The sequence below is a fragment of the Billgrantia gudaonensis genome, assembly GCF_900100195.1.
Lineage (GTDB): Bacteria > Pseudomonadota > Gammaproteobacteria > Pseudomonadales > Halomonadaceae > Halomonas > Halomonas gudaonensis.
The window spans coordinates 22,905-49,363 of sequence record NZ_FNES01000023.1 but is presented as its reverse complement, the minus strand read 5'-3'; the positions used below and the strand labels follow the sequence as shown (position 1 = coordinate 49,363).

The 26,459-nt window shown below is 66.0% G+C and carries 31 protein-coding genes, 1 tRNA gene and 1 pseudogene; 10 read left to right on the top strand and 23 right to left on the bottom strand.

Translation table 11 applies throughout. The features are described 5' to 3' along the window. From BLP96_RS18795 to BLP96_RS18695, 23 genes and pseudogenes are all read right to left on the bottom strand, one after another. Positions 1 to 504 (bottom strand): annotated as a pseudogene (locus BLP96_RS18795) (type IV conjugative transfer system coupling protein TraD); the annotation flags it as partial. 9 nt (positions 505 to 513) lie between these two features. Beyond that, entirely contained in the window at positions 514 to 1,083 is a 570-nt protein-coding gene (locus BLP96_RS18790) for an integrating conjugative element protein (protein WP_089689074.1), read from the bottom strand. Next, on the bottom strand, positions 1,076 to 1,246 hold the full coding sequence (locus tag BLP96_RS20190; RefSeq protein WP_176761577.1) for a hypothetical protein: 171 nt from the start codon (positions 1,244 to 1,246) through the stop codon (positions 1,076 to 1,078). The genes BLP96_RS18790 and BLP96_RS20190 overlap by 8 nt, the downstream gene beginning before the upstream one ends. A 14-nt stretch (positions 1,247 to 1,260) precedes the next feature. Next, the gene (locus tag BLP96_RS18785) at positions 1,261 to 1,860 is read right to left on the bottom strand and encodes a lysozyme family protein (RefSeq protein WP_218118636.1); all 600 of its coding nucleotides are present in this window, start codon (positions 1,858 to 1,860) and stop codon (positions 1,261 to 1,263) included. Continuing rightward, positions 1,857 to 2,567, bottom strand: a complete 711-nt coding sequence (locus BLP96_RS18780) for a TIGR03759 family integrating conjugative element protein (RefSeq protein WP_176761576.1) — start codon at positions 2,565 to 2,567, stop codon at positions 1,857 to 1,859. Before BLP96_RS18780 ends, BLP96_RS18785 begins: the two co-directional genes overlap by 4 nt. A 58-nt stretch (positions 2,568 to 2,625) precedes the next feature. Next, complete coding sequence (locus BLP96_RS18775; RefSeq protein WP_089689072.1) at positions 2,626 to 3,399, bottom strand: hypothetical protein; 774 nt, start codon at positions 3,397 to 3,399, stop codon at positions 2,626 to 2,628. Further along, positions 3,392 to 4,036 carry a PFGI-1 class ICE element type IV pilus protein PilL2 gene (gene pilL2 / locus BLP96_RS18770; RefSeq protein ID WP_176761575.1) on the bottom strand — a complete coding sequence of 215 codons (645 nt, stop codon included), beginning with the start codon at positions 4,034 to 4,036 and terminating at the stop codon, positions 3,392 to 3,394. Before pilL2 ends, BLP96_RS18775 begins: the two co-directional genes overlap by 8 nt. A 207-nt stretch (positions 4,037 to 4,243) precedes the next feature. After that, positions 4,244 to 4,777: an STY4534 family ICE replication protein gene (locus BLP96_RS18765; protein ID WP_089689070.1), complete on the bottom strand. Its 534-nt coding sequence runs from the start codon at positions 4,775 to 4,777 to the stop codon at positions 4,244 to 4,246. A 101-nt stretch (positions 4,778 to 4,878) separates the two neighbouring features. Then, the gene (locus BLP96_RS18760; protein WP_089689069.1) at positions 4,879 to 5,154 is read right to left on the bottom strand and encodes a hypothetical protein; all 276 of its coding nucleotides are present in this window, start codon (positions 5,152 to 5,154) and stop codon (positions 4,879 to 4,881) included. Positions 5,155 to 5,966: 812 nt separating this feature from the next. Beyond that, the gene (locus BLP96_RS18755; RefSeq protein ID WP_089689068.1) at positions 5,967 to 7,859 is read right to left on the bottom strand and encodes a DNA topoisomerase III; all 1,893 of its coding nucleotides are present in this window, start codon (positions 7,857 to 7,859) and stop codon (positions 5,967 to 5,969) included. 225 nt (positions 7,860 to 8,084) lie between these two features. Continuing rightward, entirely contained in the window at positions 8,085 to 8,510 is a 426-nt protein-coding gene (locus tag BLP96_RS18750; RefSeq protein ID WP_089689067.1) for a single-stranded DNA-binding protein, read from the bottom strand. 18 nt (positions 8,511 to 8,528) lie between these two features. Beyond that, positions 8,529 to 8,984: a DUF3158 family protein gene (locus tag BLP96_RS18745; RefSeq protein ID WP_089689066.1), complete on the bottom strand. Its 456-nt coding sequence runs from the start codon at positions 8,982 to 8,984 to the stop codon at positions 8,529 to 8,531. Between the two features lie 429 nt (positions 8,985 to 9,413). Then, the gene (locus BLP96_RS18740; RefSeq protein ID WP_089689065.1) at positions 9,414 to 10,163 is read right to left on the bottom strand and encodes a PFL_4669 family integrating conjugative element protein; all 750 of its coding nucleotides are present in this window, start codon (positions 10,161 to 10,163) and stop codon (positions 9,414 to 9,416) included. Between the two features lie 112 nt (positions 10,164 to 10,275). Then, positions 10,276 to 11,598 (bottom strand): STY4528 family pathogenicity island replication protein, encoded by a 1,323-nt coding sequence (locus BLP96_RS18735; protein ID WP_089689064.1) that lies wholly within the window; start codon positions 11,596 to 11,598, stop codon positions 10,276 to 10,278. After that, entirely contained in the window at positions 11,598 to 12,200 is a 603-nt protein-coding gene (locus BLP96_RS18730) for a DUF2857 domain-containing protein (RefSeq protein WP_023004696.1), read from the bottom strand. The genes BLP96_RS18735 and BLP96_RS18730 overlap by 1 nt, the downstream gene beginning before the upstream one ends. After that, on the bottom strand, positions 12,197 to 14,101 hold the full coding sequence (locus BLP96_RS18725) for a ParB family protein (RefSeq protein ID WP_089689063.1): 1,905 nt from the start codon (positions 14,099 to 14,101) through the stop codon (positions 12,197 to 12,199). The genes BLP96_RS18730 and BLP96_RS18725 overlap by 4 nt, the downstream gene beginning before the upstream one ends. 75 nt (positions 14,102 to 14,176) lie before the next feature. Continuing rightward, positions 14,177 to 14,413 carry a hypothetical protein gene (locus tag BLP96_RS18720; RefSeq protein WP_031217487.1) on the bottom strand — a complete coding sequence of 79 codons (237 nt, stop codon included), beginning with the start codon at positions 14,411 to 14,413 and terminating at the stop codon, positions 14,177 to 14,179. After that, a complete protein-coding gene (locus tag BLP96_RS18715) occupies positions 14,406 to 14,786 on the bottom strand; it encodes a DUF7673 family protein (protein WP_089689062.1) in 381 nt (126 codons plus the stop codon). The genes BLP96_RS18720 and BLP96_RS18715 overlap by 8 nt, the downstream gene beginning before the upstream one ends. After that, positions 14,783 to 16,186: a replicative DNA helicase gene (gene dnaB, locus BLP96_RS18710; protein ID WP_089689061.1), complete on the bottom strand. Its 1,404-nt coding sequence runs from the start codon at positions 16,184 to 16,186 to the stop codon at positions 14,783 to 14,785. Before dnaB ends, BLP96_RS18715 begins: the two co-directional genes overlap by 4 nt. After that, complete coding sequence (locus tag BLP96_RS18705) at positions 16,173 to 17,039, bottom strand: ParA family protein (protein WP_089689060.1); 867 nt, start codon at positions 17,037 to 17,039, stop codon at positions 16,173 to 16,175. The genes dnaB and BLP96_RS18705 overlap by 14 nt, the downstream gene beginning before the upstream one ends. 138 nt (positions 17,040 to 17,177) lie before the next feature. Further along, positions 17,178 to 17,281: transfer RNA gene (locus BLP96_RS20185), tRNA-OTHER, on the bottom strand. Between the two features lie 477 nt (positions 17,282 to 17,758). Next, positions 17,759 to 18,838 (bottom strand): phage portal protein, encoded by a 1,080-nt coding sequence (locus BLP96_RS18700; protein ID WP_089689059.1) that lies wholly within the window; start codon positions 18,836 to 18,838, stop codon positions 17,759 to 17,761. After that, entirely contained in the window at positions 18,835 to 20,610 is a 1,776-nt protein-coding gene (locus BLP96_RS18695; RefSeq protein ID WP_089689058.1) for a terminase large subunit domain-containing protein, read from the bottom strand. The genes BLP96_RS18700 and BLP96_RS18695 overlap by 4 nt, the downstream gene beginning before the upstream one ends. Positions 20,611 to 20,752: 142 nt before the next feature. Here BLP96_RS18695 and BLP96_RS18690 point away from each other — a divergent pair, with 142 nt between their 5' ends. The 10 genes from BLP96_RS18690 (at position 20,753) to BLP96_RS18645 (ending at position 26,457) form a co-directional block, all read left to right on the top strand. Next, complete coding sequence (locus BLP96_RS18690; RefSeq protein ID WP_089689057.1) at positions 20,753 to 21,574, top strand: GPO family capsid scaffolding protein; 822 nt, start codon at positions 20,753 to 20,755, stop codon at positions 21,572 to 21,574. Between the two features lie 13 nt (positions 21,575 to 21,587). Beyond that, positions 21,588 to 22,646, top strand: a complete 1,059-nt coding sequence (locus BLP96_RS18685; RefSeq protein WP_089689056.1) for a phage major capsid protein, P2 family — start codon at positions 21,588 to 21,590, stop codon at positions 22,644 to 22,646. A gap of 11 nt (positions 22,647 to 22,657) precedes the next feature. Next, positions 22,658 to 23,368, top strand: coding sequence for a phage terminase small subunit (gene gpM / locus BLP96_RS18680; RefSeq protein ID WP_089689055.1), 711 nt, complete (start codon positions 22,658 to 22,660; stop codon positions 23,366 to 23,368). A 106-nt stretch (positions 23,369 to 23,474) separates the two neighbouring features. Next, positions 23,475 to 23,945, top strand: a complete 471-nt coding sequence (locus BLP96_RS18675) for a head completion/stabilization protein (protein WP_089689054.1) — start codon at positions 23,475 to 23,477, stop codon at positions 23,943 to 23,945. Next, complete coding sequence (locus BLP96_RS18670; protein WP_089689053.1) at positions 23,945 to 24,157, top strand: tail protein X; 213 nt, start codon at positions 23,945 to 23,947, stop codon at positions 24,155 to 24,157. The genes BLP96_RS18675 and BLP96_RS18670 overlap by 1 nt, the downstream gene beginning before the upstream one ends. Positions 24,158 to 24,186: 29 nt before the next feature. After that, a complete protein-coding gene (locus tag BLP96_RS18665) occupies positions 24,187 to 24,504 on the top strand; it encodes a hypothetical protein (RefSeq protein ID WP_089689052.1) in 318 nt (105 codons plus the stop codon). Continuing rightward, complete coding sequence (locus BLP96_RS18660; RefSeq protein ID WP_089689051.1) at positions 24,501 to 24,848, top strand: D-Ala-D-Ala carboxypeptidase family metallohydrolase; 348 nt, start codon at positions 24,501 to 24,503, stop codon at positions 24,846 to 24,848. Before BLP96_RS18665 ends, BLP96_RS18660 begins: the two co-directional genes overlap by 4 nt. 30 nt (positions 24,849 to 24,878) lie before the next feature. Further along, complete coding sequence (locus BLP96_RS18655; protein WP_089689050.1) at positions 24,879 to 25,316, top strand: 3TM-type holin; 438 nt, start codon at positions 24,879 to 24,881, stop codon at positions 25,314 to 25,316. Then, positions 25,313 to 25,795 carry a phage tail protein gene (locus BLP96_RS18650; protein ID WP_089689049.1) on the top strand — a complete coding sequence of 161 codons (483 nt, stop codon included), beginning with the start codon at positions 25,313 to 25,315 and terminating at the stop codon, positions 25,793 to 25,795. The genes BLP96_RS18655 and BLP96_RS18650 overlap by 4 nt, the downstream gene beginning before the upstream one ends. Continuing rightward, positions 25,792 to 26,457, top strand: coding sequence for a phage virion morphogenesis protein (locus tag BLP96_RS18645; protein WP_176761574.1), 666 nt, complete (start codon positions 25,792 to 25,794; stop codon positions 26,455 to 26,457). The genes BLP96_RS18650 and BLP96_RS18645 overlap by 4 nt, the downstream gene beginning before the upstream one ends. Positions 26,458 to 26,459 lie beyond the last annotated feature (2 nt).

The window sequence follows — 26,459 nt, the reverse complement described above, 5'->3', positions numbered from 1 at the left end:
TGCCATGCCGCCCACCGGCGGCAGCGGGCGCACCGGATTCCAGGGCACATCCGCGGCGAACAGCTTCACCAGCGGCCGACCGGCAGTATGGCGCTCCAGCCGGTTCTCCAGCTCACGGGCCAGGCGGTAGGCCGGCCCCGGGCGCAGATAGCGCTGCACGTGGGGCTGCTGGCTCTCATGCAGCCGCTGGGTGTGGCGCGCCTCCCACTTGAAGCCCTTGCCCATCCACAGCAGCCGCTGGCTAACCGGAATCTGCCGGCTGCGCAGCGCGAAGCGCGGCAGGCGCTTCATGTTGCGACGGTAGCGCAGCACCATCCAGGCCTGCCGAGCCCGCCACAGCCCGAAGGCGGCAAAGCCCGCCGCCATGCCGTAGCCCACGCTGGGCGACAGGGCTAGGGACCAGGGCGCCATGATGCAGAGTACCGCACAGGCCAGGCAGACCAGGGCGGTGTTGAGCTCTACCGCCGGGCGCAGCAGCGCCTCCAGGGGGTGTGTCTGGTTCATTGCGCGCTCCTATTGCTCCAGCCCCTGAGCCGACACCAGCACCGGGTAGTGGGCCAGGCCCAGCCGCTGGGCAAGGTCGTCACCCGGCGTGGGGCGCAGCTCGAGCCCCGGTGCCGCCTCGCGCAGGCGCTCAAGCCCCTCGGGCGTGGCCACCTCGACGATCAATCCCACCGCGTTGAGCTCACGCAGGGTCTCCCCGCGGGCCTCCAGCCAGCGCAGCGACAGCGCATCGTCACCGACCAGGAAGAAGGGCGTCATGCGGCTAGGCAGCTCCAGTGGACGAAAGCGCACCTCGCCGGGCGATAACCGCTCGCTGGTCACCGGCAGCATATCCGCCTCGCTGAACGGCACCGGCGCACGCGTATCCGGGGTATAGCCCTCCTCCTCCGGCACGTCGGCCATGCCGATGGCCACGAAGTAGGGGCGGGCCGGCTCGCCGCCATGATCGGCGAGCACCTCCAGGGCAGGCCGCTCGGCCGGGGACATGCTCGGCATCTTTTCCGCCTGGGCGCCGGCGGCAAGCAACGCGAAGAGCCCACTGACCAAGGCGGGTAAAGCTCGGCAGCGACGGTCACGCATCAGGCACCTCCCCCGACGTATCTTCACCGCACTCCCCCAGGTACTCCTCCCAGGAGCCATGGGCCTCTTCATGGCAGTAGTCCATTGGCGGCTCGATCTCGCGGGGCTCGCGCCAGGCCGGTGCCCCGCAGTAAGGGCAACGATAGGGGGCAGAGTGAATCATCGATGGAACCTCCCTTAGTTAGCCGCCAGCTGCCGCTGGCGAGACGTTTTCAGCCGCTCGAGCTCAGTGGCAACGATGCGGCGGTAGCGGGCCGCCGGCTCTCCCCCAGCAGGACGGTGGTAGCGCCCGGCCGCCTGCACCCAGTCGCCGGTGGCATCGAAGTGGCCGCGCAGCAGGCGGGCCGCCTCCTCCAGGTTGGCGTAGGGATTCAGGGCATCACAGGGATGGGAAAAGCGCTTGCCGGCGCCGAACAGCTGCGGCTGCCAGCGCACGTTAAGCTGGGTGATCCCCACGTCTACGAGGCGGATCTCCTCGAGAGCCAGCAGCAAGGCGTCGCAGGCGGCCTCACGGGTCGCGAACTGGAAGCCCTCCCCCGCCACGTTCAGGGTCCAGGGCCAGGGCCGGCGCCCCACCTTCAAGCTGACTACCGATTCCGCCGTGGCCACTGCATAGAGCACTTCTGGCGGGACCTGGTGCAGGCTTGCGGCGTCGAAGTACGCAGGCGGTACTACGGTGGCATTCGCCAGCGATGACAACACCGCCAGGCTGCAGCCGAAGGCACAGCCCATCACCATGCGCCGATACGCTTTCAGCCCCCATATCGTCGCCCTCATCTCGGGTAGACCTGAGGCAGCGACCCCACGGCGATGCCACGCTCGGGGTCCGACTGTCCGTGATTCAGGGTAATGTCGCGTGCGCGCACGCGGTCGGCCGGCACACCCACACGTCGCGCCCAATCACGTATCACCGAATCGTCGCCGTCACTGTCGAGCACGAAGATGTCCATCTGCGTGCCCTGGGCCAACAGCTCGCGGACGGTGCTGTCACAACGCTCGCAGTCGTTCACTGCCACATGCACCGTCAAGCGCGCCTGAAGTGCACCTTCATCGGTGAAGTGAAAGGCATTGCGTGGCCTAAGCGTGAACTCATCCACCGGCATCTCGTTGGGGTAGAGGCGCTGCCAAGCCGCGTCATAGGCCCGCTGGAACGCCAGCTCGCGCTCGGTGCGGGCGCGTTCCACCTGTACCAGCAGCTCCGCATAGCGGCGGCGCTCCTCGGCGCTGCGCGCCTCGACGCCGAGTGCGGTGATGGGATCCAGGTTGGGCGACCAGACGCCCCGTGGCCCCTCCATCAGCGCCTCGTAGCGCTCCCAATCGCGCTCGGTCAGCCTCCAGGCCTCGGCCTGCTCCGTGCGCGTGCGAGTCCGCTCGCTCTCGAGCATCCGCTGCGCCTCCTGAATCACGGCGGAGGCATCGAGGCGGCTCTCCGGGGTGGTCTGGGCAGCGGCCTGGCTGGCCAGCAGCGTCATGGCAAGGGTCATTGTCACAACCGGCAAGACAGCAGGTTTCTTGGTGATCATCGCGAGATCTCCGGTGGCCTCAAGGAATCTGGACGTCGACCGAACGGCCATGGCGACTGAAGACGGCATGGGTGCCTCGGATCCTCGTCAGTTCCCAGCCATCCTGACGATCCCCGACTCCCAGCAGATGGACATCACGCAGGCTGGACTGACCGTTGGGCGAAACGCCCACGTAGGGGCGCCCGCCCCGGGACTCGACGCCAGTAACCTGGAACGGGGGCGACGGCGGAGCCGCTGGCCGCGGTGCCTGGCGGGCAGGTGCGGGGCGTGACGCCGCCTGTCGGCTCTGCTCTAGGCGCTCCTCCAGCATCTGGATCTGCTCGTTCTGGGCGGTAACACGCAGGTTGAGCTCGCCATCCAGGTGGCTCAGCGCCTTGGCCAGCTCGGCCAGGCGGAGCTCAAGCGGATCCCGCTGTTCCAGCTGCGCCTGTACGGCGGTGATGGCGGCGGCATTCTCCTGCTCTCGCTGCTCGGCTCGCTCGAGACGCTGATCCAGCTCCGTTAGGCGCTGCTCCAGCGCCCCCTGCTTTGATTCCACTCGTGACAGGCTCTCATCCAGGGGCCGCAACGCCTGCTGAATCTGGGACTGCACTAAGGATTCCACCGGAACCTCGTCGGGAACCGGTCTCACCAGCAGGGCCCCTGACACCACGGCGCCGACCAGGCTGACCGCCAGCAGGCCATAGAGGGCCTTCCTGCTGCCCTTCCCTGCTCCTCGCTTACCGCGGTGCTTCGCAGAGGAGGCAGGACCAATCGGCTTTTGGTCTGGCGACAGCTCGGTGGGCTCACTCATCGCTCACCTCCGCCACCGTCACGCTGCTCTCGTCACGGCTGTCGTCGCCGTGCCCCGGCGCATAGCGGATATCCCGCACCTGGTAGCAGACCTCTCTGGCCACCGGGTCGACCTCCAGCTCCCAGGCGTCTCCGCCCAGCACCTGGAGGGCTTCGCGCAGCGGCATGGGGCCCAACCGGTAGTGGGCCGCCGGCAGCGGCTTGCGGTAGAGGGTGCGCTGGGCGGGACCTGGCGCGGGGCAGAGCGAATAGCCGGTATGACGCAGGGTGTGATGGAGCGCATCCTCCACGGTGGTGGTCATGGATGCCGGAATGCGCACGTCGATGGTCTGCTCCAGGAGGTAGCGCTGACCCAGCGAGGCCTGAGTGGCCACCAGCTGGTAACGCCCGGTGCGAATGACCTCAACGGAGGGCAGTTCGTCGCTGTAAATGTCCGGAGTCACGGCCTCGGTCATCGGCGGGTTGGGGCCGGTGACCACGGCCCGATGCCGCTCGCCGTCTACGTCGAAGTACGGCAGCGAAAGCACCAGAGAGTCGGCGTTCGAGGGTTCGGGAGCTTGTTGCGGCTGATGCGCACAGCCCGCCAGCAGCGTGGTGGCGATCAGCGCAGCGGTCGAGAGGGTGGAAAGGTTGAGCATGCGTTGCCTCAAGGGGTCCATTCAATGGCGTTGAGGCAGGAGGTTCTCGGGTTTGCGGGGGCGGGTCGATTGGAAAGCGTAATCAGGCGGGGAAACGAAAAACGCCCCGGAATGGGGCGTTCTTCGCAGGTTGGGAATCGTCAGTGCCGAGGCATGACGTGGCGGGGTCACTCCCCGCCAGGGTAGGGTCGATCGAAGCGCTGTGGATCAGTGCATGGCCGGCGAATCGAAGGAGCCGGCCGCTTCTCCCGCGTGGGCAGCAGCGTAGCTGTTGTCGGCTTCAGGCGGCTCCGCTGAGGCAGCGGATCTGACGTTGCTGGCACCCGGCTCGTCGCGGGGGGGCGCCTGGTAAACCATCTCGCCGTTCACCTTGATCCAGCTGATGAACAGCAGGCGGGCCTTGAGACTAACGCCGGTCTGGCCAGCCTTGTCGCCCTTGGAGTAGACGAAGGTGTCCGTCCAGAGGTCGCCCAGCTTGAAGCCCACCAGCACCTTGCGGCCCTGGTACACCGCCTGACGGCAGCGTTTGACGAGCACTTCGGCATCGCGGCCGCTGATTCGGCAGTCGAAGCGAGTGTAGCCTACATCGTCTGCGGGGCCATTCAGGGCCGCGATATCGCATGCCCAGAACGCTTCCCCACGCTTCGGTTTCACCTGCCGGATTCGGTTGAGGTAGCCCAGGCCGGTGATATGCAGGTCGAAGAAGCCAGTGGTGGCACTTTGGTGAGTAGTGGTCTTCATGTGTGTCTCCTCGGTGGATACAAATGAGCCCCAGGGAAACACTTCGCCCCCTCAGGGAAGTCGAATGGCTTCCCCGGTGGGCGGTAGATTCAGGCGTTGGCTCAGGTCATCAGCACGCAGTGGTGCCGAGAGCCGGCCAGAGTAGTTTTGCAGCAGTCGCAGGACGCCGTTGAGAACTCTTCGTCTCGCTCGCTATCGCCGACGGCTATGTAACTCTCGTCGCGCTGCGCTGCCGCAATGGAGAGACGCACCTCCCGCTCGCGGGCGGCTGCGCTCTCTTCATCCAGGAAGTGATCCAGCCCGGTGGCATCGTCATTAGCGATGATCATCAGGCAGTCGGCGCAGACCATGAAGTGGTCGTCAACAATCGTGGCCATGGGGCATTCCTCCAGATTCCAGGGGTCCGCCCCCCTGGGGAGGCATCTCCCCGAATGGGTGGTAGCAGTGGCATCCAGCCCTGGCGGGCGGCCTCGTCTCGGGATGCTCGAGGCCTTGGGAAATGGCGTGCCGCCAAGCGGCGCACCCTTGAAACGCCTGGGTGCCTGTGGTGTCTCGGTTGGAGCCGGTCGAGACCACCGGGCCGCCAGCGGCGGCACTTGCACACTGGGAGGCTGCCCGTCAGCTCGGCAGCATCTCCTCGATATCCTCACTCGCAAGACGCGGCACGCCACGTCTTGGGATTGAAGACCATAGAGGGCATCAACAGGGTCGTCGCCGTATCGACAAGTATCAGGATGTCCGCCATGCAACTGGAGCCAAGGCATGTCCCTCGTTGCCATGCTTCGCTCACGGTGGCACCCGAATCTCTTCGCGGACGCATTCGGTCGATCAAGCACAGATCCCTGTACAAAGGGCTCCCGTTGGTGATGCGGCGGGCTCCGCAGAAGGGCAGGCGTTTCCAGCATGGAAACGTCAACCGGCCTGCCCACTACCCTGGATCAAGGTAGCCGGCAGGCCGGTCGTCGTATGAGATAGGTGGCCAACCAACCAAGCTGGCCTGGGACTAATGAACCTCGAACCCCGACTGTTGATGATGCAGTGTGAGCCGTATAGGCGGGATGGGGCGTACTCGTCTCGCGAGGTGCGAATACTTTGGGGGATTGAGCGTTGGCGCTCAAAGGGCGTTGCGTGATGACCGTCAGCAACCAACGGGGTACGGCTCTCATTATTGAGCCTACCCCTCTTAGGGTCAAGATGATGACGCCTTGCGCCGGCTACCGACGTCTTTTCCTGGCGTCTTTCTCTTCGGCTGAGGCATCGTCACCGTGGACGCTCGCGCATGCTGCACCAGCTTCTCCACCATGCCGGCCTGACGGCCCATGAACTCCTGCAGCGCCAGGCGTCCTGCCGCAACGTCATCCAGCGCCTGCTCCCAGAGCGCCGTCATGCCGGGGTTGGTGATGACGGAAGGCAGCACATCGATCAGCTGCTGCCCGGTCGGCGTCGAGACCAGGGCACGCTTCTGCCGCTTGATGAAGCCCCGCTTCAGCAGCGTCTCGATGATACCCGCCCGCGTTGCCTCGGTGCCGATCCCGGCCGTCTCCTTGAGACGCACCTTCAGGCGCTCGTCGGTCACGAACCGAGCGGCATGCTTCATGGCAGCGATCAGGGTACCCTCGGTGAAGGGCTTGGGTGGTGTCGTCTGCTTGTCCAGCACTTCAAGCTGCCGGGCCTGGCAGCACTCCCCTTCGCTAAGCGACGGCAGCGGAGGCGCTTCCCGCTCCTCCTCACCCTCCTCTCCAACCGCCGCCCGGGGAAAGAGTTCGCGCCACCCTTCCACACGCACCTGCCGCCCTGAGGCCACAAACGCTTCGCCCTCCAGGTCCACTCGCAGATCGGTCCGATCATACTCGTGATCCGGCAGAAACTGGGCCAGGTAGTGGCGACGAATCAGGTCGTAGACGTTGCGCTCAGCATCATTCAGCTTGGTCAGGTCGCAGGCTGACGTCGGGATGATGCCGTGGTGTGCGGTAATCTTGCTGTCGTTCCAGACACGGCTCTTGCGGCTCGTGTCCAGGCGCTGGCGAAGCGCCGACAGCGCCTCGTCCGAGTGCAGAAGCAACGTCACGATGCGCTCGACATCCTCGTACTGCGACTCCGGCAGATACCGGCAGTCGGTTCGCGGGTAGCTGGTCGCCTTGTGGACTTCGTAGAGCGCCTGGGCGATATCCAGTACCTGCTGGGCACCGTAACCAAAGCGGCGCGAAGCCTCCTGCTGCAGCGATGACAGGTCCATCACCAGTGGCGCCGCCTCCTTCTTGCGGCTCGTCTCGAGGTGGCTGACACGCCCCTGCTGCCCGGTGACTCGCTGAGCCAGCGACCGGGCGGCTTCCTCGCTGATGCAGCGCCCCACGGCGTCCTGGATCGAGGCATCACTCGGCCGCCACCTCGCCTGAAAGGTCCCGCTCGACGCCTGCAGATGCGCCACGACTTCCCAGAAGGGCTGGGGAACGAAGTTGGCAATCTCCCGGTCGCGATCCACAACCAGGCGCAGTGCAGGCGTCTGCACACGTCCCACCGAGAGTACTCCCTGATGGCCCTGTCGCTGGGCCAGTACCGTATAGGCCCGGGTCAGGTTCATCCCGACCAGCCAATCGGCCCGGCTACGCCCAAGGCCAGCCAGATATAGCGGGTAAGTCGCCTCGCCGGGCCTGATGCCGGCCAGGGCCTTGCGGATCGAGGCATCATCTAGGGCCGAGAGCCACAAGCGGGTGACCTTCCCCCGATAGCCGCAGTGATCCAAGATTTCGCGGGCGATGGTTTCCCCTTCCCGGTCGGCATCGGTGGCCACTACCACCTCGGTCGCCTGGCCCAGCAGCTTCTTCACCACCCCGAACTGCTTGCGGCCGCTCTTCTTGATCTCCATCTTCCAAGTCGAAGGCAGAATCGGCAGCGCCTCCAGCGACCAGCGCTTGAGCGCCTGGTCGTACTGCTCCGGCGGGGCCTGCTCGAGCAGATGCCCGAACCCCCAGGTCACGACACACCCCTCGCCCTTCAGAAAGCCCTCACTGCGCTGGCCGGCACCGATCACGCGGGCAATATCTCGGGCCTGCGAAGGCTTCTCGCATAGGAATAGACGCATTGACACACCTCCCTCATAAGCATGGAGGGCAGCATGGCAAGGTAGTGGGAGGGAGCGAAGCAAGAAAGGGAACGATAGTAAAACGGCTTTGCATTGACGCCTTTAAGAGCTGGCCATCAGATCGGCGACGTCAATGACGTCGCCCAGGAGGAGCAACATCTGGGTGCCGTTAGAGCCGGCACCTCTGACGATGGGCTGAGGTAGTGCATGGCCACACAGCGCCCCCTAGCCTTCCTGGCGCTCCTCCGGGGTGCTGGCATGTTGCTCCACAAGCTGCTGATGGCTATGAGGGGCATCCATGATTACCTGAGCCACCCGGTGAGGTAAGATAGCGACCCGGTCTGCCTGTACCTTGAACGCCGTGCGCGTCTCGCCGTTCTGCTCCCAGCTGTCCTGAACCATCTTGCCCACTACTACAATCCGCATGCCCCGCTGGTACAGTCGCGACCAGCGCTCGGCATCACGGTGCCACCACTCCACATCGGCCCAGAAGCCACCACGATCCACGATCTCTCCGTCCTTGGGGACCAGGTTATCGAATCGCACATTGAGCCTGAGCAGCGTGCGGGGCGGCTGGTTCTCACGCACGGGGAAGGTCCGCACCTCCGGATCGCTGCCGATATTCCCCTCACCGTAGAAGCGTGTGCCCATAAGTCTCCTCCTTGGTCGTTATCGCTGAAATGAGACGGCATGCTCGATATCGGCCAGCGCCTTGCCGATTCGCTTGATCGACCAGTTGATCGTGGCCGCCTTGGCATTGAACACGCAGCGCTGCACCTCGAGATCGATGACGGACTGCCGTATCGCCTCTGATATGTCGTCGCGAGCCAGGAACGTTTCCAGCAGCCAAAGCCCCATGCTTCTCTGCCTGTTATCGCGCCACTGCAGTGTTCTGGCAGGGACGCCTGATTTACCCCATGGGGTCAGCCAGAGGTCGGTCGACTTCAGCAAGCCCCCATTCGCCTGCGAGGCTATATCGATCGCCTCTTGCCGCGCCGCTCTTGCCGACTCCTCCAGCTCGTCACGGAGCCTAATCAGCTCCCCCTTACCCTTAAAGGGTTTTAAAAAACCCTTTGCGTAGCTCTTGAATGCGTCGTTGCCATAGCTATTAGATGCGGTATCCAAGCTGCCCCCTCACGCACTTGCCGTGATGCCACTGGCATCACCTCGAAGTCCTCTTCGACATCGCCGCCCAAGTGATGCCACTGGCATCACCTCGAAATCCTCTCCGGCATCGCCGCCCAAGTGATGCCACTGGCATCACCTCGAAGACCTCCTCGGCACCGCCGCCCAAGTGATGCCACTGGCATCACCTCGAAGACCTCCTCGGCACCGCCGCCCAAGTGATGCCACTGGCATCACCTCGAAATCCTCTCCGGCATCGCCGCCCAAGTGATGCCACTGGCATCACCTCGAAGACCTCCTCGGCACCGCCGCCCAAGTGATGCCACTGGCATCACCTCGAAGACCTCCTCGGCATCGCCGGCCAAGTGATGCCACTGGCATCACCCCAGAGGACTCCTCGGCACCGCTGCCCAGGTGATTCCAGTGGAATCACGTCGAGGGAGCGTCTCCTGGCTCCCCAGCGGAAGGCGGTGAGTCTCCTTTCGACTCGCCTTCGCCACTGGCCACCCGGGAATCCGCCGGCTTGGCAATCGGCGGTGCAAACTCGCTGCGCCGTTTGCCGGAGAGCACATCGTCAGGCAGTGCACCGAACTTCTCGATGGCATTTCGGGCCTTGGCATTGTTGGCGGCAAAGTCGTCCCTGGTGGCGCCGCTGAAGCCGGGGTACTTCTGGGTGCTCGCGCAAAGGCTGCGCAGGAGGTGACCACCCACCCGGACGTACTCCTCCATCTGTCGACGGCCAATCAGGGCAATATGGTGGGCGAGCATGACGCGCCTGACGAACCGGTCGAAGTCGATCAGCAGGCGCAGGGCGAGCCAGCCGTGCTGGCCGCCGGTATAGACGGGAATCTTGAGGGGCTGCTGGTTGAGGTTCTCTTCCACGTCCAGCTCTGGCGGCAGCTGAGCCAGCAGGCTATCCAACTCCTGGAGGCGCTGGTCCAGCTGAGTTCGCGTCTCGGCAAGCTTGGCATCCAGCTGCAGCAGCCAGTGATCCGCGTATGGGTCATCCTTGGCGGCGTTCTGCTTGATCGCGCCGCAGATCAGCAGGAACTGCCGCATACCGATTATCTGCGGACGTCCTGTCTCGACGCCTCGTCCCTTCCAGATCCGTGCGGCGTGGTGGGTATGAAGCGTCAGCTCGATCTTGCTGCGCAGTGCTCCCAAGCGATCAACGGCCATGTCGCGTTGCCCTCATGCTGATGTGTGTCCGCGGTACGGCAGGCACTGTCAATCAGTTGAGGTGGGCAAGACAGGGGAATCGTTAATGGCCGCTGAGTGGGTTTTCCCCGCCTTATGGCCACAAACCCAGCGAGCGCAGACACTGCTCTCGGGCTGCTTGGGCTACCTCGGGCGAGGTGGTACTCGGCTCGGCACTCGACGGCTCCGCTGTCTGGTAAGAGGACGGTGACACGCTTCGAGCTGCCGGCCGCTTGGTGGCAGGGGGAATCCCCTGTGGTGCCCTTCCCGCCCGACGCTCCGCCTGAGCCTGGGCATAGCCGGTCGCCACGAACTCGCCGCCGATGGCTCGCTTGACCAGCCCTCGCAGGAAGCCCTTGGGGTTTCGCACCGAGCCACCGCTCATGCGCCCTGCCGCTTCGTCGAGAATCGCCTGCTGGGTGTCTCCGGCCAGGTCCGCCATGAGGAGCTGAGTGGCCTGACGCTCGCTCTCATCCATCGCGAGACATGCCGGCCAGTGCAGGTTCACGGCTGGGTTACCTGTAGGTTTTACACAGTGTGAAGTACGTACTGTACGGGAAGAACTGCCCGAGTTTTCATCGAGAACCGCCTCGACAGCCCGGTAAGCCTTTGATTCCATACTTAGTTCTCTCTGGAAACCAGGGCAGTTCTCTCGGCTCACTCGGCCGGGTTCTCGCTGAGAACTCGGCTGCCTGCCCTGGTTTTTGCCCTGGTTCTTCTGCTCAATCGCGGCGGAGAACTGGGCAGAATCATACCTGGCAGGCGACCGGCGCTGGGCCTGCCTGGACCGAGAGGCCATGGTATCGAGACGCGTCGGCAGCTCATGCAGGGCCCCGGCTTCCTGGAGCTCCTCGAGCACCATGGTAGCGACGGCCTTAACCACCTTGTTCTGATGATCCAGGCAACGACACACGTACTCCACGTAGTCTGCATCCAGCACCGAAGCTTCTGCGGGCGAGAGCGGCTCGTCGTGCAAGATATAGACGTTGCCGATAATGCGGCCGTTCTGCGCGTTGCGCGCCCGGTGACCGAGACTGACCCAGCGGGTCAGACGAAGCACAGCGATAACGCGGGCGACCGTGGCCCTCGACGCCTTCTGGCCCGGCGCCCCCCGCAGCAAGGGCTGCAGTTCGTCGTAGGTCGGCACCGCGGTGGTTCGGTCCGGATTGACCAGCATGCGCATCATCTGCCAGCCAAGCTTGTCGACGTGCCCGAGGCGCGGATCCAGCAGCAGAGACCGCGGCACGGTCTCATGGGGGTTCCCGAAAAACAGCAATCCATCAAGGTCCGAATGTGCGGCCTCGCCGTTCTCAACGGCAGGCGCCGGTGGGTCACCCCGGCGCTGGGTCATCTCGGAAGCCGCCTGGCCAATCAAGCGATCCAGCCCCTGCCGCGTGGCATCGCGCAGCTGCACCATCACCGCTCTCCTTCAGGTGACGCCCACTCTTCGGCCGGTGGCGCCGTGCGCGGCTGGCCGGGGTCGACCCACTGCTTGACCAGGTGCCACACCACCGCCAACGGAATGTCGGTTTCCTCGGCGAGGGTAACCATGCCCTGCAGGTCGTCGGTTGCCTTGGGGTCCAGGGCGATATGCTGCCAGCGCTCCCAGGCATCATGCTCTGCCTGCTCCGACGGCATCGCCAGCCGCCCCTGGCGCGGTGCAATGCCCAGCAGCTGACGGCGCGTCGAGCAGTCGTTGCCGGTCAGGCCGAAGAACGCTCCCATCATGCTGACGCTGGCCCCCAACCTCAGGCAGCGATCGATCAGGGTCTCGCGATCCTGGTCACGATCGATGCGCGCCAGAACGCCGCGTAGTGCGGCGTGATCCACCGAGAAACGCGCTACCACTGGCCCTGCACAGGCCAGCGAGTCGATATCGCTCGCTCTCAGCCGCCGCAGGGTACGCAGCTCATCCTCACTGAAGCCGAGAGCCAGCGCACGACGCATGTTGCCCTCACGAAGAAACCCCATGACCTGGCTGAGCAGCGCCTGATTCAGGTTGGCGGAAGAAGAGCTCATGACTGGGCCTCCTGTTGTCCCTGCAGGTGTTCACGAAGGCGGCGAATCAGCCGCACCAGACGGAAAAAACGAAGCAGTACCGCATCGTCCCAGGCACTCTCAGTGCCCTCTTCCCGATGGGTGCCCAGCAGCGCTCCCCACAGGGTGGCATCGGCGGGGTACTCGGGATTGAGCTCGCCGCGCAGGCTGGCCAGCGCCTGCCAGGCGAAGCGGGCACGGCGGTCGGACGCCTCGGGCAGCGGGTTGAGGTCGAAACCGATGCCGTCATCGTCGGCGATCACCACGTCGCTGCCGCCGAAGCCGCCCCAGCGGGCGATGACCTGCACCAGTTCCCGGATACGAATACGCAGTGAGCGAGGCTCATCCTCGACGCCTTCGATAAACCAGACGTCGGCAATGGGCGGGGTGGTCTCACCGGAGAGCACCGGTGCTGCCAGGGGGGCCAGCTGCTCGAAGTCGAAGCTGGGCACGCCGAGCTCGCTGGCCAGATGGTGACGGTAGCCGCGCTTCCCTGGAGTCTCTTCCCAGCGGGACTGGGTCAGCCCTTCAAGGCGGGCAGCACGCTCGGCCTCCGTCCGCGCTGCGCCCTCTGGCCAGTCACCCTCCTCTTCTGCGGGTGCAACCATGGGCTCTGGACCCGCCTCAGATGCCGACTCGCTGAATACCGGCACCGAGGGAGACGGTGACTCGCTCAGCTGCTGCTTTTCGCGCTCCAGCGCGGCAACCTGCTCACGTAGCCGAAGCAGCTCGGCGCTCTCTGCTCTCTCATCGTCGGTAGGCGCGTCTCTGCTGAGGGTCCGAGGCGATGGCAGCTGCTCGGCCTGGGGGGCGGGTTGAGGCTGAGATTGAGGTTCACGGCCAGGATCTGAAGCGGGCACCTTCGCCACCGGCGCGCCGCCCGTGGCGGGCTCGGGCAACGGCGGATAAAGCGAGGGCGGCTGGGCGTCAGGGTCGCGCATCTGCTGCAGCTCCACATCCAGGGCCTCGAAGGCCTGATGCTCTTCCAGGTCCCAGCGTCGCTTGCGGTAGGTGACGATGTTATCGAGGGTCAGCTCGCAGACGTTGAAGTGCACGCCGGTGTGGTCCGCCAGCATGCCGCACAGCCGATCCACCACCATGCTCCAGTTCATCTCGGTCTGGCCCTCATCATCGAACCAGGCCATGGTCTGGTGCCAGGCCTCGCCAAAGCCCTCGGGAGTGACCTCCTCGGTGCAGCGCTCCCAGAGCAGCCGGCAGGCTTCCCGGTAGCTGATCAGCTTCTCGACCTGAGAGCGGCCCAGTCCGCTGTAGAGGCTGTTGGGCAGGGTGGGCAGCAGGTGCTCGACGGTATAGAGCATCCTGCTGATATGGCTCTGGGCGACCTGGTAGCCATCCTCGGCCAGGCGCTTGACCAGCTCGCGCTGCGAGAGCGTGTTGCCGCTCGCCTCTTCATACATTGCCCTGGCGTCCACCACACCCTTGGCGCGCTCGATCCAGAGCAGCTGGCCGCGGTTGTCGTTCTCGCTGAGGTGTCCCGTCAGCATCTTCACTTCCGACTGCCAGGGTCGGTACAGGGCATAGAAGGCGTGGAAGCGCGACTCGCCGGTCTCTTCATAGAGCTCGCGCAGGATCTGCAGGCGGGTATTGCCACCGTCGCAGATGGTGTAGTGCTTCTCGCCCGGCCGTTGGGTGACCGGGGGCTTGTGCTTGAGGCCCGCGGCACGGATCGACGCCTTGATCTCCTCGTACTTGGGGTTCTGGACCTGCCGGGGGTTGTGCTCGTAGGGCTTGAGCACGTCCAGGGTGACCCAGACGGCCATCTCCTGATCGGGCGGAGTCACTGCATCCACAGGCTGCCCCTGACGCTTGGGGCCGGGCTGCATCAGGCGCTCGCGAAGCTGCTGGTCGGTCGGGCGTTTCATCGGCGGTATTCCTCGGTGACGAAGCGGGCAGAGAGAGCGTCGGCTAGCGGCGCCTGGGTGCTGATGACAGTGGCATCACTCGTCATGGCGGAACCTCTGCTGCCACTCCGCGCGGCGCAGCTGGGCGCGTGCATTGAGCTCGGCGCGGCGGTCCTTGGTGGTGAATGAGGTGAAGACCGGCGCACAGCCGGGCTTACTGAACCTCAGGTGCCCGCCGCTGGTTCGCTGCACCTCCCACCCCCGGGTGGCGGCATAGCGCACCAGGCGCTGCATCCCCTTGCACCCTCGTGCTGCCGACAGCGACTTACTCATCGTTGGCCTCCTCGATCTCCCAGAAGCGTGTCAGCAAGGCATCACCACCCTCGATGAAGGTGTGGATCTCGTGGCCGCTATAGGTGGCCATCTGGATCACCGCGAGAGCATCCGCTTGTAGCGACGCGTCGAGCCCTCGCAGCCGCTGCATCTCGAAGGGCCAGCGGTAGCCGTTGTAGAGCGCGAGGAGGAGACGGCGCAGGTGGTGGGACTGGCCGCTGTGGCCCTGTGCCACACGGATCAGATGCTCGAGGGATGAGAGCCCCTGCTGCTCAGCCTCAAGCTGACGCTGGCGAGTCTCGTTCATGACCTGAGCCAGCGCCTTTGAAAGTCGGGAGGGGGGCTCGGGTGTGCGCACGCGATACTGGCTCATGGGGTCACCTCCTGATGCTGCCAGGCCAACGGCTTGAAGCGCGCCGACGCTCCCTGGAACGCCAGGTGCACGGTGCCGGTGGGCCCATTGCGCTGCTTGCCCAGAATCAGCTCGGCCAGGCCGTGGCTATCTTCGTTATCGGGGTGATAGACCTCGTCGCGGTAGATGAAGGCGATGAGGTCGGCATCCTGTTCCAGCGCGCCGCTGTCGCGCAGATCAGCCATGCAGGGGCGCTTGTTGGGACGGGTCTCCAGGGAGCGGTTGAGCTGCGACAGCGCAATCACTGGGGTGCGCAACTCCTTGGCGGTCTCCTTGAGGATGCGGCTGACCTTGCCCACCTCGAGGGTGCGGTTCTCGCTGCCCGGCTCCTGCAGCAGCTGCAGGTAGTCCACCAGGATCATGGAGGGGCGGCCGAAGTGGCGGGTCATGCGGCGAGCGCGGGCCTTCAGGCTGGAAGCGGTGATGCCCGAGGCATCATCGATCAAGAGCTTCCCATCCAGCTGGGTGAGTCGACTGACCGCGGCGGTTACCTTGGGCCAATCCTCGTCTTCCATCTTTCCGGTGCGCAGCTTCTGCAGGGAGACATTGCCCAGGCTGGCGATCAGCCGCAGCATCAGCTGCGACTCGGGCATCTCCAGGGAGAAGATAAAGACCGGACCGGTAGCCTCCTCTGCCGTCAGGGCATGCTCCGCGAAGCCGAGCCCCATGGCGGTCTTGCCCATGGAGGGGCGGCCGGCCAGGATGATGAGGTCTCCGGGCTGCCAGCCCGCGGTCATGGCGTCCAGCTCGCTCAGGCCACTCGGGACCCCTGTCACCCCACCCTGTGCATTGAAGGCCTGATCGATGACGTTGATGGCCTCCCCCAGCATCTCCTTCATGGAGCTCAGCCGGTCGTGGCGTTCCTCCGTCAGGGCGAAGAGCTTCTGCTCGGCCTCCTCGATCAGCTCGGCGGCCGTGCGGCCCTGGGCGTTCAGGGCCTGCTGGTTCAGCGTGAAGCAGGTGTGGATCAGCTGCCGCAGTGCATGGCGGTCCTTCACGATCTCGGCATAGGCCGCCACATTGGCCGCGCTGGGCGTATTGCGAGCCAGCTCGGCCAGGAAAGCGAGCCCTCCCGCCTGCTCCAGCTGGTGGGCTTCCTCCAGTGCTTCGGAGACGGTCACCACATCCATCGGCTGGTCGCGCTCGGCCAGCGCCTTGATCGCCTGAAACACCAGGCGATGGCCCTGCTGGTAGAACATCGCCGGCGCCAGGCGGTCGGCGACCTCGTCCCACATGGCGTTATCCAGCAAGAGACCGCCCAGCACCGACTGCTCCGCCTCCAGGCTGTGCGGCGGCAGATAGCCGGCTTCCGGGCGCTCCTCGGCCACCCGGAGCTCGACCAGGTTCTCAATGACACTCATCGTGGCAGCCTCCCTGCATGGCGGTGGTACTGACCATGGCGTCGATCAGCGGCTGCCACTCGGGGTTGAGCTCACGGGCCATCGCCTTGACCTGGTCGGCAGCAGAAGGAGACTTGCGGCCGGCAGGCTTGCGCGGCTCGAACTGGTGAGCCGGCAGTCCGGCGCTGGCCGCCTGTCGGAAGGCGACACCGGCGCGGATGGTGCTCTGCATGACGGTGACGCCCTGCTCGCCGGCAGCGAACATCTCTGCCAGGGTCTGGTGGATGCCCCGCGCATCGGCGGTTTCATCCAGGCGGTTCACGAGTACGGAAACGGGGGGAACAGAGAGGTGCGTGAACTGGCTAAGCGCCTCAAGGTCGCGCAGCAGGCCAACGGTGCCGCGCACGAACTCACGGGCTGAGAGCAGCTCGGGGGTGATGGGAGAGAGAGCGTAATCGGAGGCGAGGACCGCCATCTCCAGGGTGATGGAGCGCGCCCCCTGGGTGTCGATCAGGATTAGGTCATAGTCCGACAGGTTGGAGAGCAGCTGGGCAAGCCGGAAGCGGCCGTCCGGGGCATTGAGCAGCAACTGAGGGAGCTGGCCGGCGTGATCGTTGGAGATCACCACATCCAGATTGGGATGGGCCGTCTGCGATATGACGCGATCGGGCGCCGTGTCGCTGAGCGCGATCAGCTCATAGGTGCCGCCAGGGGCTTCGGTGCGAAGGGGGTAGTAGCTGGAGAGGGTCGGCTGGCTGTCCAGATCAATGAACAGGACCCTGAGGCCCGCATCGGCCAGGAGGCCGCCCAGATTGGCAGTGACGGTGGTCTTGCCGACCCCGCCCTTGGTCGAAATAACAGATACAACGCGCATAACCTCACCTCGGTTCCAGATGGAAACAAGTGTGAGGCTGATGATCTGTCTCTATTTCACGAAGCTGTCAGGTCTACTGACACGCCAGGTGGGGATTCCACTCTTGCTCGTAAGTAGCTGATTTTGCACTGCTTGAGATGGTGCCGGCACCAGGAGTCGAACCCGGGACCTACTGATTACAAGATCTCAACACTAAGCGGGAAAATCAGTGCGTTACGTATTCTATCTCTACGCAAGCCGACGGAAGCAAGCCAAACGAATCAACAAGTTATGAGCCAGACCTACGCCATCTCTGCGCTCATCATGCCACATCGACCGGCTGTGCATAAGTAGTGCCGAAAAGCGCATAGATCCGCATAAGCCGGCCCAACCCTGTTACCCCTCCGGAGCCCAGCATCGGCGCGGCCTGATGCCGGGACGCATGAGTGCATAAAAACCGGCACGTTTAGCGCGCAGGCGGGGCGGGGTGTCGACGGCGCGCGGCGGGGCGCTGCCGGGGTGGGGAGGGGCCAGGCTGGCAGCCTGCGGCGCGTTCGCGGCTCGAGCCGCATGATGGATCGGCCGAGCGACAGCGGCCGGCAGGCGAGCGCACAGAGCGATGAATGCACTACGACGAGCGAATGCGTCTCGGCCAAGTTTTCCACGCGGTCGAAACGAAAAGGCCGCCCGGTCGGGCGGCCTGGTGATGAGGTCCTGGCTGGCCGGGGCGTTCGGCAGTGCTATTTGGTCGGGTCTAGCCGCGGCCCGCCGGCGTCGCCCTCGAGGGAGTAGGGGCGGAAGCGCACGATCTCTTCGCCGGCCCACTCGTTGATCTCCATCATCGTGGCCTGGAGGGGCTCGAGCTCGTTGGCGACGAACACCCGAGCGGCCTTCTCCACGTCGCCGAAGCCGCCGGTGTTCTGCGGGATGATGCCCATCAGTTGCGGGGGGATCCGGTGGCCGGCGAGCTGGTCGTCGCGGGTGATGTTCTTGATGTTCCAGAACTCGTCCTTCGCCGCGACCTCGGAGATGGGGATGATCTGCACGCCGTCCTTCTTGCCCCCGGGGCTGTACAGGAAGAGGTTGCGGAAGTTGCCCACCCCCTTCGACTCCTTGAGCGCCTGGCGCATGGCATCGATGTCCTGGGAGTCGTGCGCGGCGTCGCTGACGTACATCACGAAGCCGGCGTGGCTGCCGTTCAGATAGTAGCGCCGGCGGAACAGGGTGGCGTTCTCGTTGAGCCAGGCGGACTGCAGGCTGCCCAGGTAGTCCGGCACGCCATAGATGCCCTGGTCGATGTCCGGCTCCAGGAGGTGCACCACCCTGCCCTTCGGCAGCTCGGTACGGTCGAGGTAGTTGGGCACCCACCAGTAACGGTCGGCGTGCTTGCCCCCGCGCCGCATGTACTTGGCGGCGAGATGGCGGAACGCCAGGCGCTTGCCCAGCCGGCCCCGCACCTCTTCGAGGTAGGCGTTGCCGAACACCAGGTAATCCAAGGCCAGCGCCGAGAAGGTCCGCCGGCCGAGCAGCGGGTGCGGCTGGAAGGTGCGCAGCAGGATGTTGCGCTTCACTTGGAGCGCCGAGCCGTGATGCGCCGTGGCCCGGTACGACTTGGCCAGGATCGGCAGCGGCACCGGCGGCTCGTACCACTCGTTCGCCGACAGCCACAGCCCCTCGTAGAGCATGTCGCGCATGCTGGTCACCGGCTCGGGATCGCCGAAGCCGAAGGCCTCGGCCCGGGGCGGCGAGGCCTTCGCCGCGGCCGGCGCGGAATAGCCCGCCGGCAGGCGGATGCGGGGTTTGCTGGCGGTGGCGGTCATTCGTACATCTCCATGATGGCGCGGCCCGCACCCTCGGCGGGGCCGTCGATCGGTTCGTGACTGAGGGCGTGCATGGTGGCCCAGGCCAGGTCGGCGTGGCCGGTGGCACGGCTGCGGCCCGAGGTGTAGGTGTACTGGCGGCCGGACGCGGTGAGCTCGCGCTTGATGGCCATGAACGACTGGGCGAGATCCGCCCAGCCGGCGTCGAACTCCAGCCGCCCCTTGCGCATGATCTGCTGCGCCTGCATCACCAGCCGGCCCTTGACCGCCGGGTCGTAACGGAAGCGGGTGAGCGTCGGGAACCACTTCTCGACGTGCTCGGCCACCGCCTCGCCCAAGCCGCTGACGTCGATGCCGATGTGCTCGATGCGGTACTTGGTGCGGAACGACTCGATGAAGTCGGCCTGGGCCGCGTAGTCCTCGCCCTTGAGCCGGTGGCGCTCCAGGATGCGGTGCCGCTCGCCGGCGGTGCGCGCCGGCAGCACCACCACCAGGCCGGCACCGTCGCCGTCCTCGCCGGTACCGGTGGGGTCGTAGCCGATCCACACCCCGCGGTCGCCAACCGGGCGCGGGGCGAACGGCCGGTAGTCGTCCCACACCTCCCAAGCATCCACCATGCAGGGGTGCACCATCGCCAAGGGGAACGCCGACTGGCTGTCGTCGACGAACTGGCACATCAACAGGTTGGCGAACTCGTCCGGGCTGTATTCCAGGCGCAGCTGCTCGAGGTCGAAGAGATCGCAGCCGCCCGCGATGGCGTCCTCCACGGTGACGATCTGCCGCCAGTGGCCATCCGGGCAGACTGCGCCCTCGGCCAGGGCGGCGTGGCTGACGTCGAACTCCCGGCGTTCGCTCTTCTTGCGCCGCTGGTTGAACAGCTCACCGCTCCAGAACGGGTAGGCCTCGTGGCCCAGCGAGCTCGGCGTCGAGAAGTAGGTCTGGCGCCACTTCTTGTGCATCGCCATGCCGCTGGTGACCTTGCGGAACTCCTGGAAGCGGTGGATCCAGAAGTACTCGTCCAGGTAGACGTCGCCGTGGTAGCCCTGGGCCGTCTTGCTGTTCGTGCCCAGGAAGTGCAACTCGGCACCGTTGTCGAGCACCAGGGGATCGCCCTTGAGGTCGACGTCGCAGGTTTCCTTCACGAACTGGACGATGTAGTTGCGGAAGATGTGCGCCTGGGCCTTGGAAGCGCTCAGGAATATCTTGTTGCGGCCGTGCTCGAAGGCGTCGACGATCGCCTCCCGGGCGAAGAAGAAGGTCGCGCCGATCTGGCGGCTCTTGAGGATGTTGCGGATGCGGTGCTTCTGGCCAGCCTCGTACCAGGTGAGCTGGTACTGGAAACAGGTCTCCAGGAACGCCGCCTTCAGCTGCTCGACCTGCTCCTCGGTGAGGGCGTTGCGCCGCGGCTTCTTCTTGGGCCCGGCGTTGCGGGCCTCGATGTTCGGATTGAGGTCGGCCTCGTTGCCGCTCTCCCGGTAGCGGTGCACCCGGGCCAGCCGCTCGATCTGCCGGCCCAGCAGGTCGATCTCCTTGAAGTCCCGCGGCTCCTTAGGCTCCTTGCCGATCAGCTGCACGAGGCGCGCCTCCAGCGCGCCCTCCACCCGCTCGGTGGGCGAGGCCTCTTCCCAGCCATCCCGCTGTTTCCAGCTATGCACCGTGGCGGGCTTCTCGCCCACGAACTCGGCAATGCGCGCCACTCGCCAGCCCTGCCAGTACAGATGGCGGGCCGTCAGGCGTGGGGATTCGGGGGTATCGGGGGCCGTGGTCGTCATGCGGCCAGCCTACCCGCGCGAGCGGGGCGGCCATGCCCGCAAGCGTTGTAGATGGCTGATTCACAACGCCCCCGCGTTGAGGTGGCGGGCGGGGGCGCGGAACCTGACCGCAACGCCCGACCCGCAACCCAACGAGGCACCCATGGCCAAGTTTCGCGTCGCCACCGAAGGCGCCACTACCGACGGCCGCACGATCTCACGTCAGTGGATCGAGCAGATGGCCAAGAACTTCGACCCCGCGACCTACGGCGCCCGCGTGTGGATGGAGCACATGCGCGGCATGTTCCACGACGGCCCCTTCCCCGCCCTGGGCGACGTCACCGCCGTGGAAGCCAAGGAGGTCGAAGACGGCAAGCTCGCCCTGTTCGCCGAGATCGATCCCACCGACCGCCTCAAGCAGATCAACGAACAGCGCCAGAAGATCTACACCAGCATCGAGGTCGACCCCGACTTCGCCGGCACCGGCGAAGCCTACCTGGTCGGCCTGGCTGTCACCGACACCCCGGCCAGTCTGGGCACCGAAATGCTGCAATTCAGCGCCCAGCAGGGCGACGCCTCGCCCCTGGCCGCCCGCAAGCAGAAGCCCGGCAACGTCTTCACCGCCGCCGTGGAGACCCAGCTCGACTTCACCCAGCCGCCCGCCGAGCCCGAGAAAGGCCCCGGCCTGCTCGACACCGTCAAGGCCCTGTTCAAGCGCCACGACGCCAAGACCGACCGGGGCTTCGCCGCCTTCCGCACCGACCTCGAGCGGACCCTCGAGCTGTTCGTGCAGAAGCACGGCGAGCTGGCCGCCGAGCTCGACAAGCGGCCCGACGCCGCTGCGTTCGCCGAGCTGAAGGACGCCCACGCGGAAACCCAGCGCCGCCTCGATGCGCTCTACACCCAGCTCGACGACACCCCCGACACCCCGAACCGCGCGCCCGCCCTGGGCGGCGACGGCGGCGCCGAGAAAACCGACATCTGAGGAACCCTCCCCCATGCGCAACGACACCCGCACGGTCTTCAACCAGTTCGCCGCCCAGGTGGCCAGCCTCAACGGCGTGCCCGACGCCACCCAGATGTTCACCGTCGAGCCGACCATTCAGCAGCGGCTCGAAAAACGCATTCAGGAGTCCAGCGACTTCCTCAACCGCGTCAACGTGATCGGGGTCGACGAACTCAAGGGCGAGAAGCTGGCCCTCGGTATCTCCGGGCCGATCGCCTCGCGCACCGACGTGAGCCAGAACGATCGTCAGACCCGCGACCTCACCACCCTGGACGCCCAGGGCTACGAGTGCCGCCTGACCGAGTTCGACACCCACATCGGCTACGCCAAGCTCGACGCCTGGGCCAAGTTCCGCAACTTCCAGACTTTGGTGCGCGATGCCATCGTGCGGCAACAGGCCCTGGACCGGATCATGATCGGCTTCAACGGCACCAGTGCCGCCGCCGCCACCGACAAGGCCGCCAACCCGCTGCTGCAGGACGTCAACATCGGCTGGCTGCAGCACTACCGCACCCAGGCCCCGGCGCGCGTGCTTAAGGACGGCAAGACCGACGGCAAGATCGTCATCGACCCGACCAAGACCAAGGACGCCGACGGCAACATCACCGGCATCGCCGGCGACTACGCCACCCTGGACGCCCTGGTCTACGACGCCGTGAACAGCCTGATCGAGCCCTGGTACCGGCGCGCCCCGGGCATGGTGGTCATCGTCGGCCGCAACCTCATGGCCGACAAGTACTTCCCGCTGCTCAACCAGCTGCCGCCCAGCGAACAGCAAGCGGCCGACCTGGTGATCAGCCAGAAGCGCATCGGCGGCCTGCAGGGCATGGACGTGCCCTACTTCCCCGACGACGCCATCTTCGTCACCCCGCTGGATAACCTCTCGATCTACTGGCAGAACGGCGCCCGCCGCCGCCACGTGGCCGAGAACCCCAAGCGCAACCGCATCGAGAACTACGAGAGCTCGAACGACGCCTACGTCGTGGAAGACTTCGGCGCCGGCTGCCTGATCGAAAACGTCGAGCTCTCCGAAGCCGCCCTGAACGGTTGAAGGAACCCCACATGAGCACACTCGCCCGCCGACACTTCCAGCGCGTCTCCGCCGCCCAGGCGGCGGGGGCCGCCGACCCCGGCCAGCCCCAGAACGGCGAGCAGTACGAGCTGCACGCCGCCGCCCTCTGGGAAGCCCGGCGCACGCTCAAGGCTATCAAGTCCACCCAGGCCAAGATCGCCAAGAAGCGCGAGCTATTGCCGGCGTTCGACGCCTACGTGACCGGCGTGCTCGAGGCCGGCACCGGCGCCCAGGACGACGTGCTGGTCACGGTGATGCTGTGGCGGCTCGACGTGGGCGACCTGGCCGGCGGCCTGGCCATCGCCGAGTACGCCCTGCGCCACGGCCTGGACACCCCCGACCGCTTCGAGCGCGACACGCCCGCCATCGTCGCCGAGCAGCTCGCCGAAGAAGCCATGCGGCAGCTCGATGCCGCCGCCCGAGAGGACGCCGGGGTCGAGTTGGGGCATGTCGCCGCCGACCTGGTGATGCATCTCAGCCGTGCCGAAGCCCTGACCCGCGACGCCGACATGCACGACCCGGTGCGCGCCAAGCTGCACAAGGCCCTCGGCTACGCCTACCGCGACACCGGCCACCACGCCGCCGAGGCGGTGGAACACCTGCGCCGCGCCCTGCAGCTCAACGAGCGCGCCGGCGTGAAGAAGGACATCGAGAAGCTCGAGCGCGAGCTGAAGAACGCCGGCGGCCAGGCCAACGCCTGACCGCCGCCACCGAGTCGCACGCCGACGCCAAGGGGGCACCGGCCGATGAGCGGCCCCGGCACAGCTCACCGAACCGGTCCACCCCCTTCTTACACGAGACGCCGCCATGTCACTCATCGCCGCCGGCACCGGCACCGCCCCGGAAGACCCGGAAAGCCTGACCAACAACGGTTTCTGGCCGGCCATCGAACCGGCGGACTTCCGCGAAGCCAGCCGGCTGGACGGCAACGTCACCGCGGCCCGGCTCACCCAGGCGCTGCAGGTGGCCATGGCCGACGTCAACCGCCAGCTCGCGGCCTGGCAGCAGGCCCGCCAGGACGAAGGCGCCGCCACCCTGAACGACGTGACCGCCCCGGTCTGGGCCGTGGCCGGCCACTACGCCCTGCTCTACCGCCGCGCCGTCTACGCCACCGCCCACGCCAGCCTGCTCGAGCGCTACCGCGACGTCTCCGCCACCGGCGAAGGCGACGAGCGCGGCCAGGCCAAGGACGAAGCCGCCGACGACCTGCGCCGCGACGCCCGCTGGGCCGTGGCCGAGATCGAAGGCCGCCGGCACGCCACCGTGGAGCTGATCTGATGCCCGAAGCCCGTGCCCACCAAGGCGAGACCCTGGACCGGCTCTGCCACCGGGTGCTCGGCCGCACCGCCGGCGTCACCGAACGGGCGCTGGCCATGAACCCCGGCCTGGCCGAGCTCGGCCCGGTGCTGCCCCAGGGCACTCTCGTCACCCTGCCCGACGCACCGGCCGACGAGCCCGCCATCGCCGACACCATCCAACTCTGGACCTGAAGGACGTTATGGCCCAGCGAGAGCCCAGCATGTTCGAACGCCACTTGCAGACTGCCATACAGCTCACCCTGGTCGCCCTGCTCGCATGGGCCGGCCTGAAGCTGGTCACGCTGGGCGAGCATACCGCCGTATTGCGCGAACGCCTCGTCTACCAGGGCGAACAGATCGAAAGCTTGCGACGCGAGCTGCGCGAGTGGAGCGAGCTCTACTACCGCAAGACCGACGCCGACCGCGAGATCGGCAGCCTCAGGGACAACGTGCGCCGAACGAATGAGCACGTCACCGAGTTGGATGACCGCGTCGCCGAGCTGAATGACCGCATCACCGACCTGGAGAAAACGCCATGAACTCCCCCTTCTTTCAGCGTGCCGAGTTCGCGTGCTCGTGCGGCTGCGGATTCGACACCGTCGATGCCGAAACCCTGGCGGTACTGGAACGCGTGCGCCGGCACTTCGATGCCCCGGTGATCGTCACCAGCGGCTGTCGCTGCCCCGCCTACAACGCCCAGATCGGCGGAGCCGAGCACAGCCAGCACACGCTCGGGCGTGCCGCCGACATCCAGGTGCGCGGCGTCGAACCGGCAGCGGTCCAGGCGTTCCTTCACGCCAGCTACCCCGACGCCTACGGCATCGGCCGCTACGCCACCTTCACCCACCTGGATACCCGCACCCACGGACCCGCCAGGTGGTGACACCCTGAACGCTCAACGAGAGGCCATCGCATGAACCTGATCGGCAATATCCTCGGCACCGTCGCCGGCCCCGTGATGGAGGTGATCGACCAAGCCGTGGAAGACAAGGACCAGGCCAACCGGCTCAAGGCCGAACTGCGCAGCCGGCTGATCGAACAGCAGGACGCCGCCCTGCAGGCCAAGATGAAGATCGTCCTCGCCGAAGCCGGCGGCGAATCCTGGCTGCAGCGCAACTGGCGGCCGCTGCTGATGACCGTGATCGTGGCCATCGTCGGCAACAACTACCTGCTCGCGCCCTACCTCGGCGCCATGTTCGGCATCGGCCTGCAGCTGGATCTCCCCGAACAGCTATGGAATCTGATGACCCTCGGCGTGGGCGGCTACATCGCCGGGCGCAGCGGCGAGAAGATCGTCGGCACCCTGCGCGGACGCCGCGGGCGGCTGATGGATGAGGTCGCTGGCGAATGAACAAACTCCAATCCCTGCGCGCTCATCTGATCAAAGCCATCCCTGGGCTGGCCCGCGACCCAGATCGACTGCGCACCTACGTGCCCGAAGGCACCATTCGCTTCCACCGGGGACAACACCTCAGCCACGAGTACCGCTTCACCGCCGAGGTCATACTGCTCGACCACGACGGCAGCACCGATGCCGTCGTGCTGCCGCTACTGCAGTGGCTCTCTCACTACCAGCCGGATCTCGACCCCGAGACGGCGCTGCGCTTCTCTTCCGAGGTGCAGCGTCACGACGCCGTCGATCTCATCTTCTCCATGGATCTCACCGAGCGAGTCGTCGCCCTGGTGAACTGCGAGGCCGGCCGGATCGACAGCGAGCACCGCATGCCCGAATACCCCATCGAAACCTGCCCGGCCACCCGCTGGAAGCTCTACACAAAAGGGCCGGAGGATGACGAGCACGAACTCGAAAGCGAGTGGGCCTCACCGTGACCCAGGACGATCTCGACCTACTCGAAGGCTGGGTCGCGCCGCTGCTGAAGCGTCTCACCGCCAAGCAGCGAAAGACCCTGGCCCGCGAGATGGGGGTCGCACTCCGGCGCAGCCAGCGCGAACGCATCAAGGCCCAACGCAACGTCGACGGCACCCCCTATACCCCACGCAAAGGCAAGAAGCGGGAGCGTCGAGCCCGGCGCCGGCTGCGCTTCATCTACGAGAAGCCCGGCCACAAGCCGGAAGAGCGGGAGATCGTCAACTGGATCGCCACCCCGGAGACCTACTTCGGCTTCGACGAGCAGAAGGCCGGCGCCCTGCGCACCTTCAAGAAGGTGCGAATCGTGCGTTATCTCGAGCGCGACCTGACGCCGGTGGCCCGCCCCGGCGCTCGGGGCCAACGCAGCCCCGACAACAAGATGTTCCAGAAGCTGATGACCGCGAAGTACATGAGGGTCGACGCCAAGGCATCGGGCGTCGCAGTCGGCTATGAGGGACGCATCGCCCGTATCGCCCGCATCCACCACGAGGGGCTGACCGACCAGGTCAACGCCTACGTCCGCCACGACTACCCCGAGCGCGAACTGCTCGGCGCAACGCCGGACGACATCGATATGCTCGTTGAAACGATCCTACGCCACCTGGACGTACCGGAGGGCTGACG

Coding starts and splice junctions, on each gene's coding strand:
- BLP96_RS18790 (WP_089689074.1), bottom strand. CDS start 1,083: ATGCGTGACCGTCGCTGCCGAGCTTTACCCGCCTTGGTCAGTGGGCTC.
- BLP96_RS20190 (WP_176761577.1), bottom strand. CDS start 1,246: ATGATTCACTCTGCCCCCTATCGTTGCCCTTACTGCGGGGCACCGGCC.
- BLP96_RS18785 (WP_218118636.1), bottom strand. CDS start 1,860: ATGAGGGCGACGATATGGGGGCTGAAAGCGTATCGGCGCATGGTGATG.
- BLP96_RS18780 (WP_176761576.1), bottom strand. CDS start 2,567: ATGACCCTTGCCATGACGCTGCTGGCCAGCCAGGCCGCTGCCCAGACC.
- BLP96_RS18775 (WP_089689072.1), bottom strand. CDS start 3,399: ATGAGTGAGCCCACCGAGCTGTCGCCAGACCAAAAGCCGATTGGTCCT.
- pilL2 (WP_176761575.1), bottom strand. CDS start 4,036: ATGCTCAACCTTTCCACCCTCTCGACCGCTGCGCTGATCGCCACCACG.
- BLP96_RS18765 (WP_089689070.1), bottom strand. CDS start 4,777: ATGAAGACCACTACTCACCAAAGTGCCACCACTGGCTTCTTCGACCTG.
- BLP96_RS18760 (WP_089689069.1), bottom strand. CDS start 5,154: ATGGCCACGATTGTTGACGACCACTTCATGGTCTGCGCCGACTGCCTG.
- BLP96_RS18755 (WP_089689068.1), bottom strand. CDS start 7,859: ATGCGTCTATTCCTATGCGAGAAGCCTTCGCAGGCCCGAGATATTGCC.
- BLP96_RS18750 (WP_089689067.1), bottom strand. CDS start 8,510: ATGGGCACACGCTTCTACGGTGAGGGGAATATCGGCAGCGATCCGGAG.
- BLP96_RS18740 (WP_089689065.1), bottom strand. CDS start 10,163: ATGGCCGTTGATCGCTTGGGAGCACTGCGCAGCAAGATCGAGCTGACG.
- BLP96_RS18735 (WP_089689064.1), bottom strand. CDS start 11,598: ATGGTGCAGCTGCGCGATGCCACGCGGCAGGGGCTGGATCGCTTGATT.
- BLP96_RS18730 (WP_023004696.1), bottom strand. CDS start 12,200: ATGAGCTCTTCTTCCGCCAACCTGAATCAGGCGCTGCTCAGCCAGGTC.
- BLP96_RS18725 (WP_089689063.1), bottom strand. CDS start 14,101: ATGAAACGCCCGACCGACCAGCAGCTTCGCGAGCGCCTGATGCAGCCC.
- BLP96_RS18720 (WP_031217487.1), bottom strand. CDS start 14,413: ATGAGTAAGTCGCTGTCGGCAGCACGAGGGTGCAAGGGGATGCAGCGC.
- BLP96_RS18715 (WP_089689062.1), bottom strand. CDS start 14,786: ATGAGCCAGTATCGCGTGCGCACACCCGAGCCCCCCTCCCGACTTTCA.
- dnaB (WP_089689061.1), bottom strand. CDS start 16,186: ATGAGTGTCATTGAGAACCTGGTCGAGCTCCGGGTGGCCGAGGAGCGC.
- BLP96_RS18705 (WP_089689060.1), bottom strand. CDS start 17,039: ATGCGCGTTGTATCTGTTATTTCGACCAAGGGCGGGGTCGGCAAGACC.
- BLP96_RS18700 (WP_089689059.1), bottom strand. CDS start 18,838: ATGACCGCCACCGCCAGCAAACCCCGCATCCGCCTGCCGGCGGGCTAT.
- BLP96_RS18695 (WP_089689058.1), bottom strand. CDS start 20,610: ATGACGACCACGGCCCCCGATACCCCCGAATCCCCACGCCTGACGGCC.
- BLP96_RS18690 (WP_089689057.1), top strand. CDS start 20,753: ATGGCCAAGTTTCGCGTCGCCACCGAAGGCGCCACTACCGACGGCCGC.
- BLP96_RS18685 (WP_089689056.1), top strand. CDS start 21,588: ATGCGCAACGACACCCGCACGGTCTTCAACCAGTTCGCCGCCCAGGTG.
- gpM (WP_089689055.1), top strand. CDS start 22,658: ATGAGCACACTCGCCCGCCGACACTTCCAGCGCGTCTCCGCCGCCCAG.
- BLP96_RS18675 (WP_089689054.1), top strand. CDS start 23,475: ATGTCACTCATCGCCGCCGGCACCGGCACCGCCCCGGAAGACCCGGAA.
- BLP96_RS18670 (WP_089689053.1), top strand. CDS start 23,945: ATGCCCGAAGCCCGTGCCCACCAAGGCGAGACCCTGGACCGGCTCTGC.
- BLP96_RS18665 (WP_089689052.1), top strand. CDS start 24,187: ATGTTCGAACGCCACTTGCAGACTGCCATACAGCTCACCCTGGTCGCC.
- BLP96_RS18660 (WP_089689051.1), top strand. CDS start 24,501: ATGAACTCCCCCTTCTTTCAGCGTGCCGAGTTCGCGTGCTCGTGCGGC.
- BLP96_RS18655 (WP_089689050.1), top strand. CDS start 24,879: ATGAACCTGATCGGCAATATCCTCGGCACCGTCGCCGGCCCCGTGATG.
- BLP96_RS18650 (WP_089689049.1), top strand. CDS start 25,313: ATGAACAAACTCCAATCCCTGCGCGCTCATCTGATCAAAGCCATCCCT.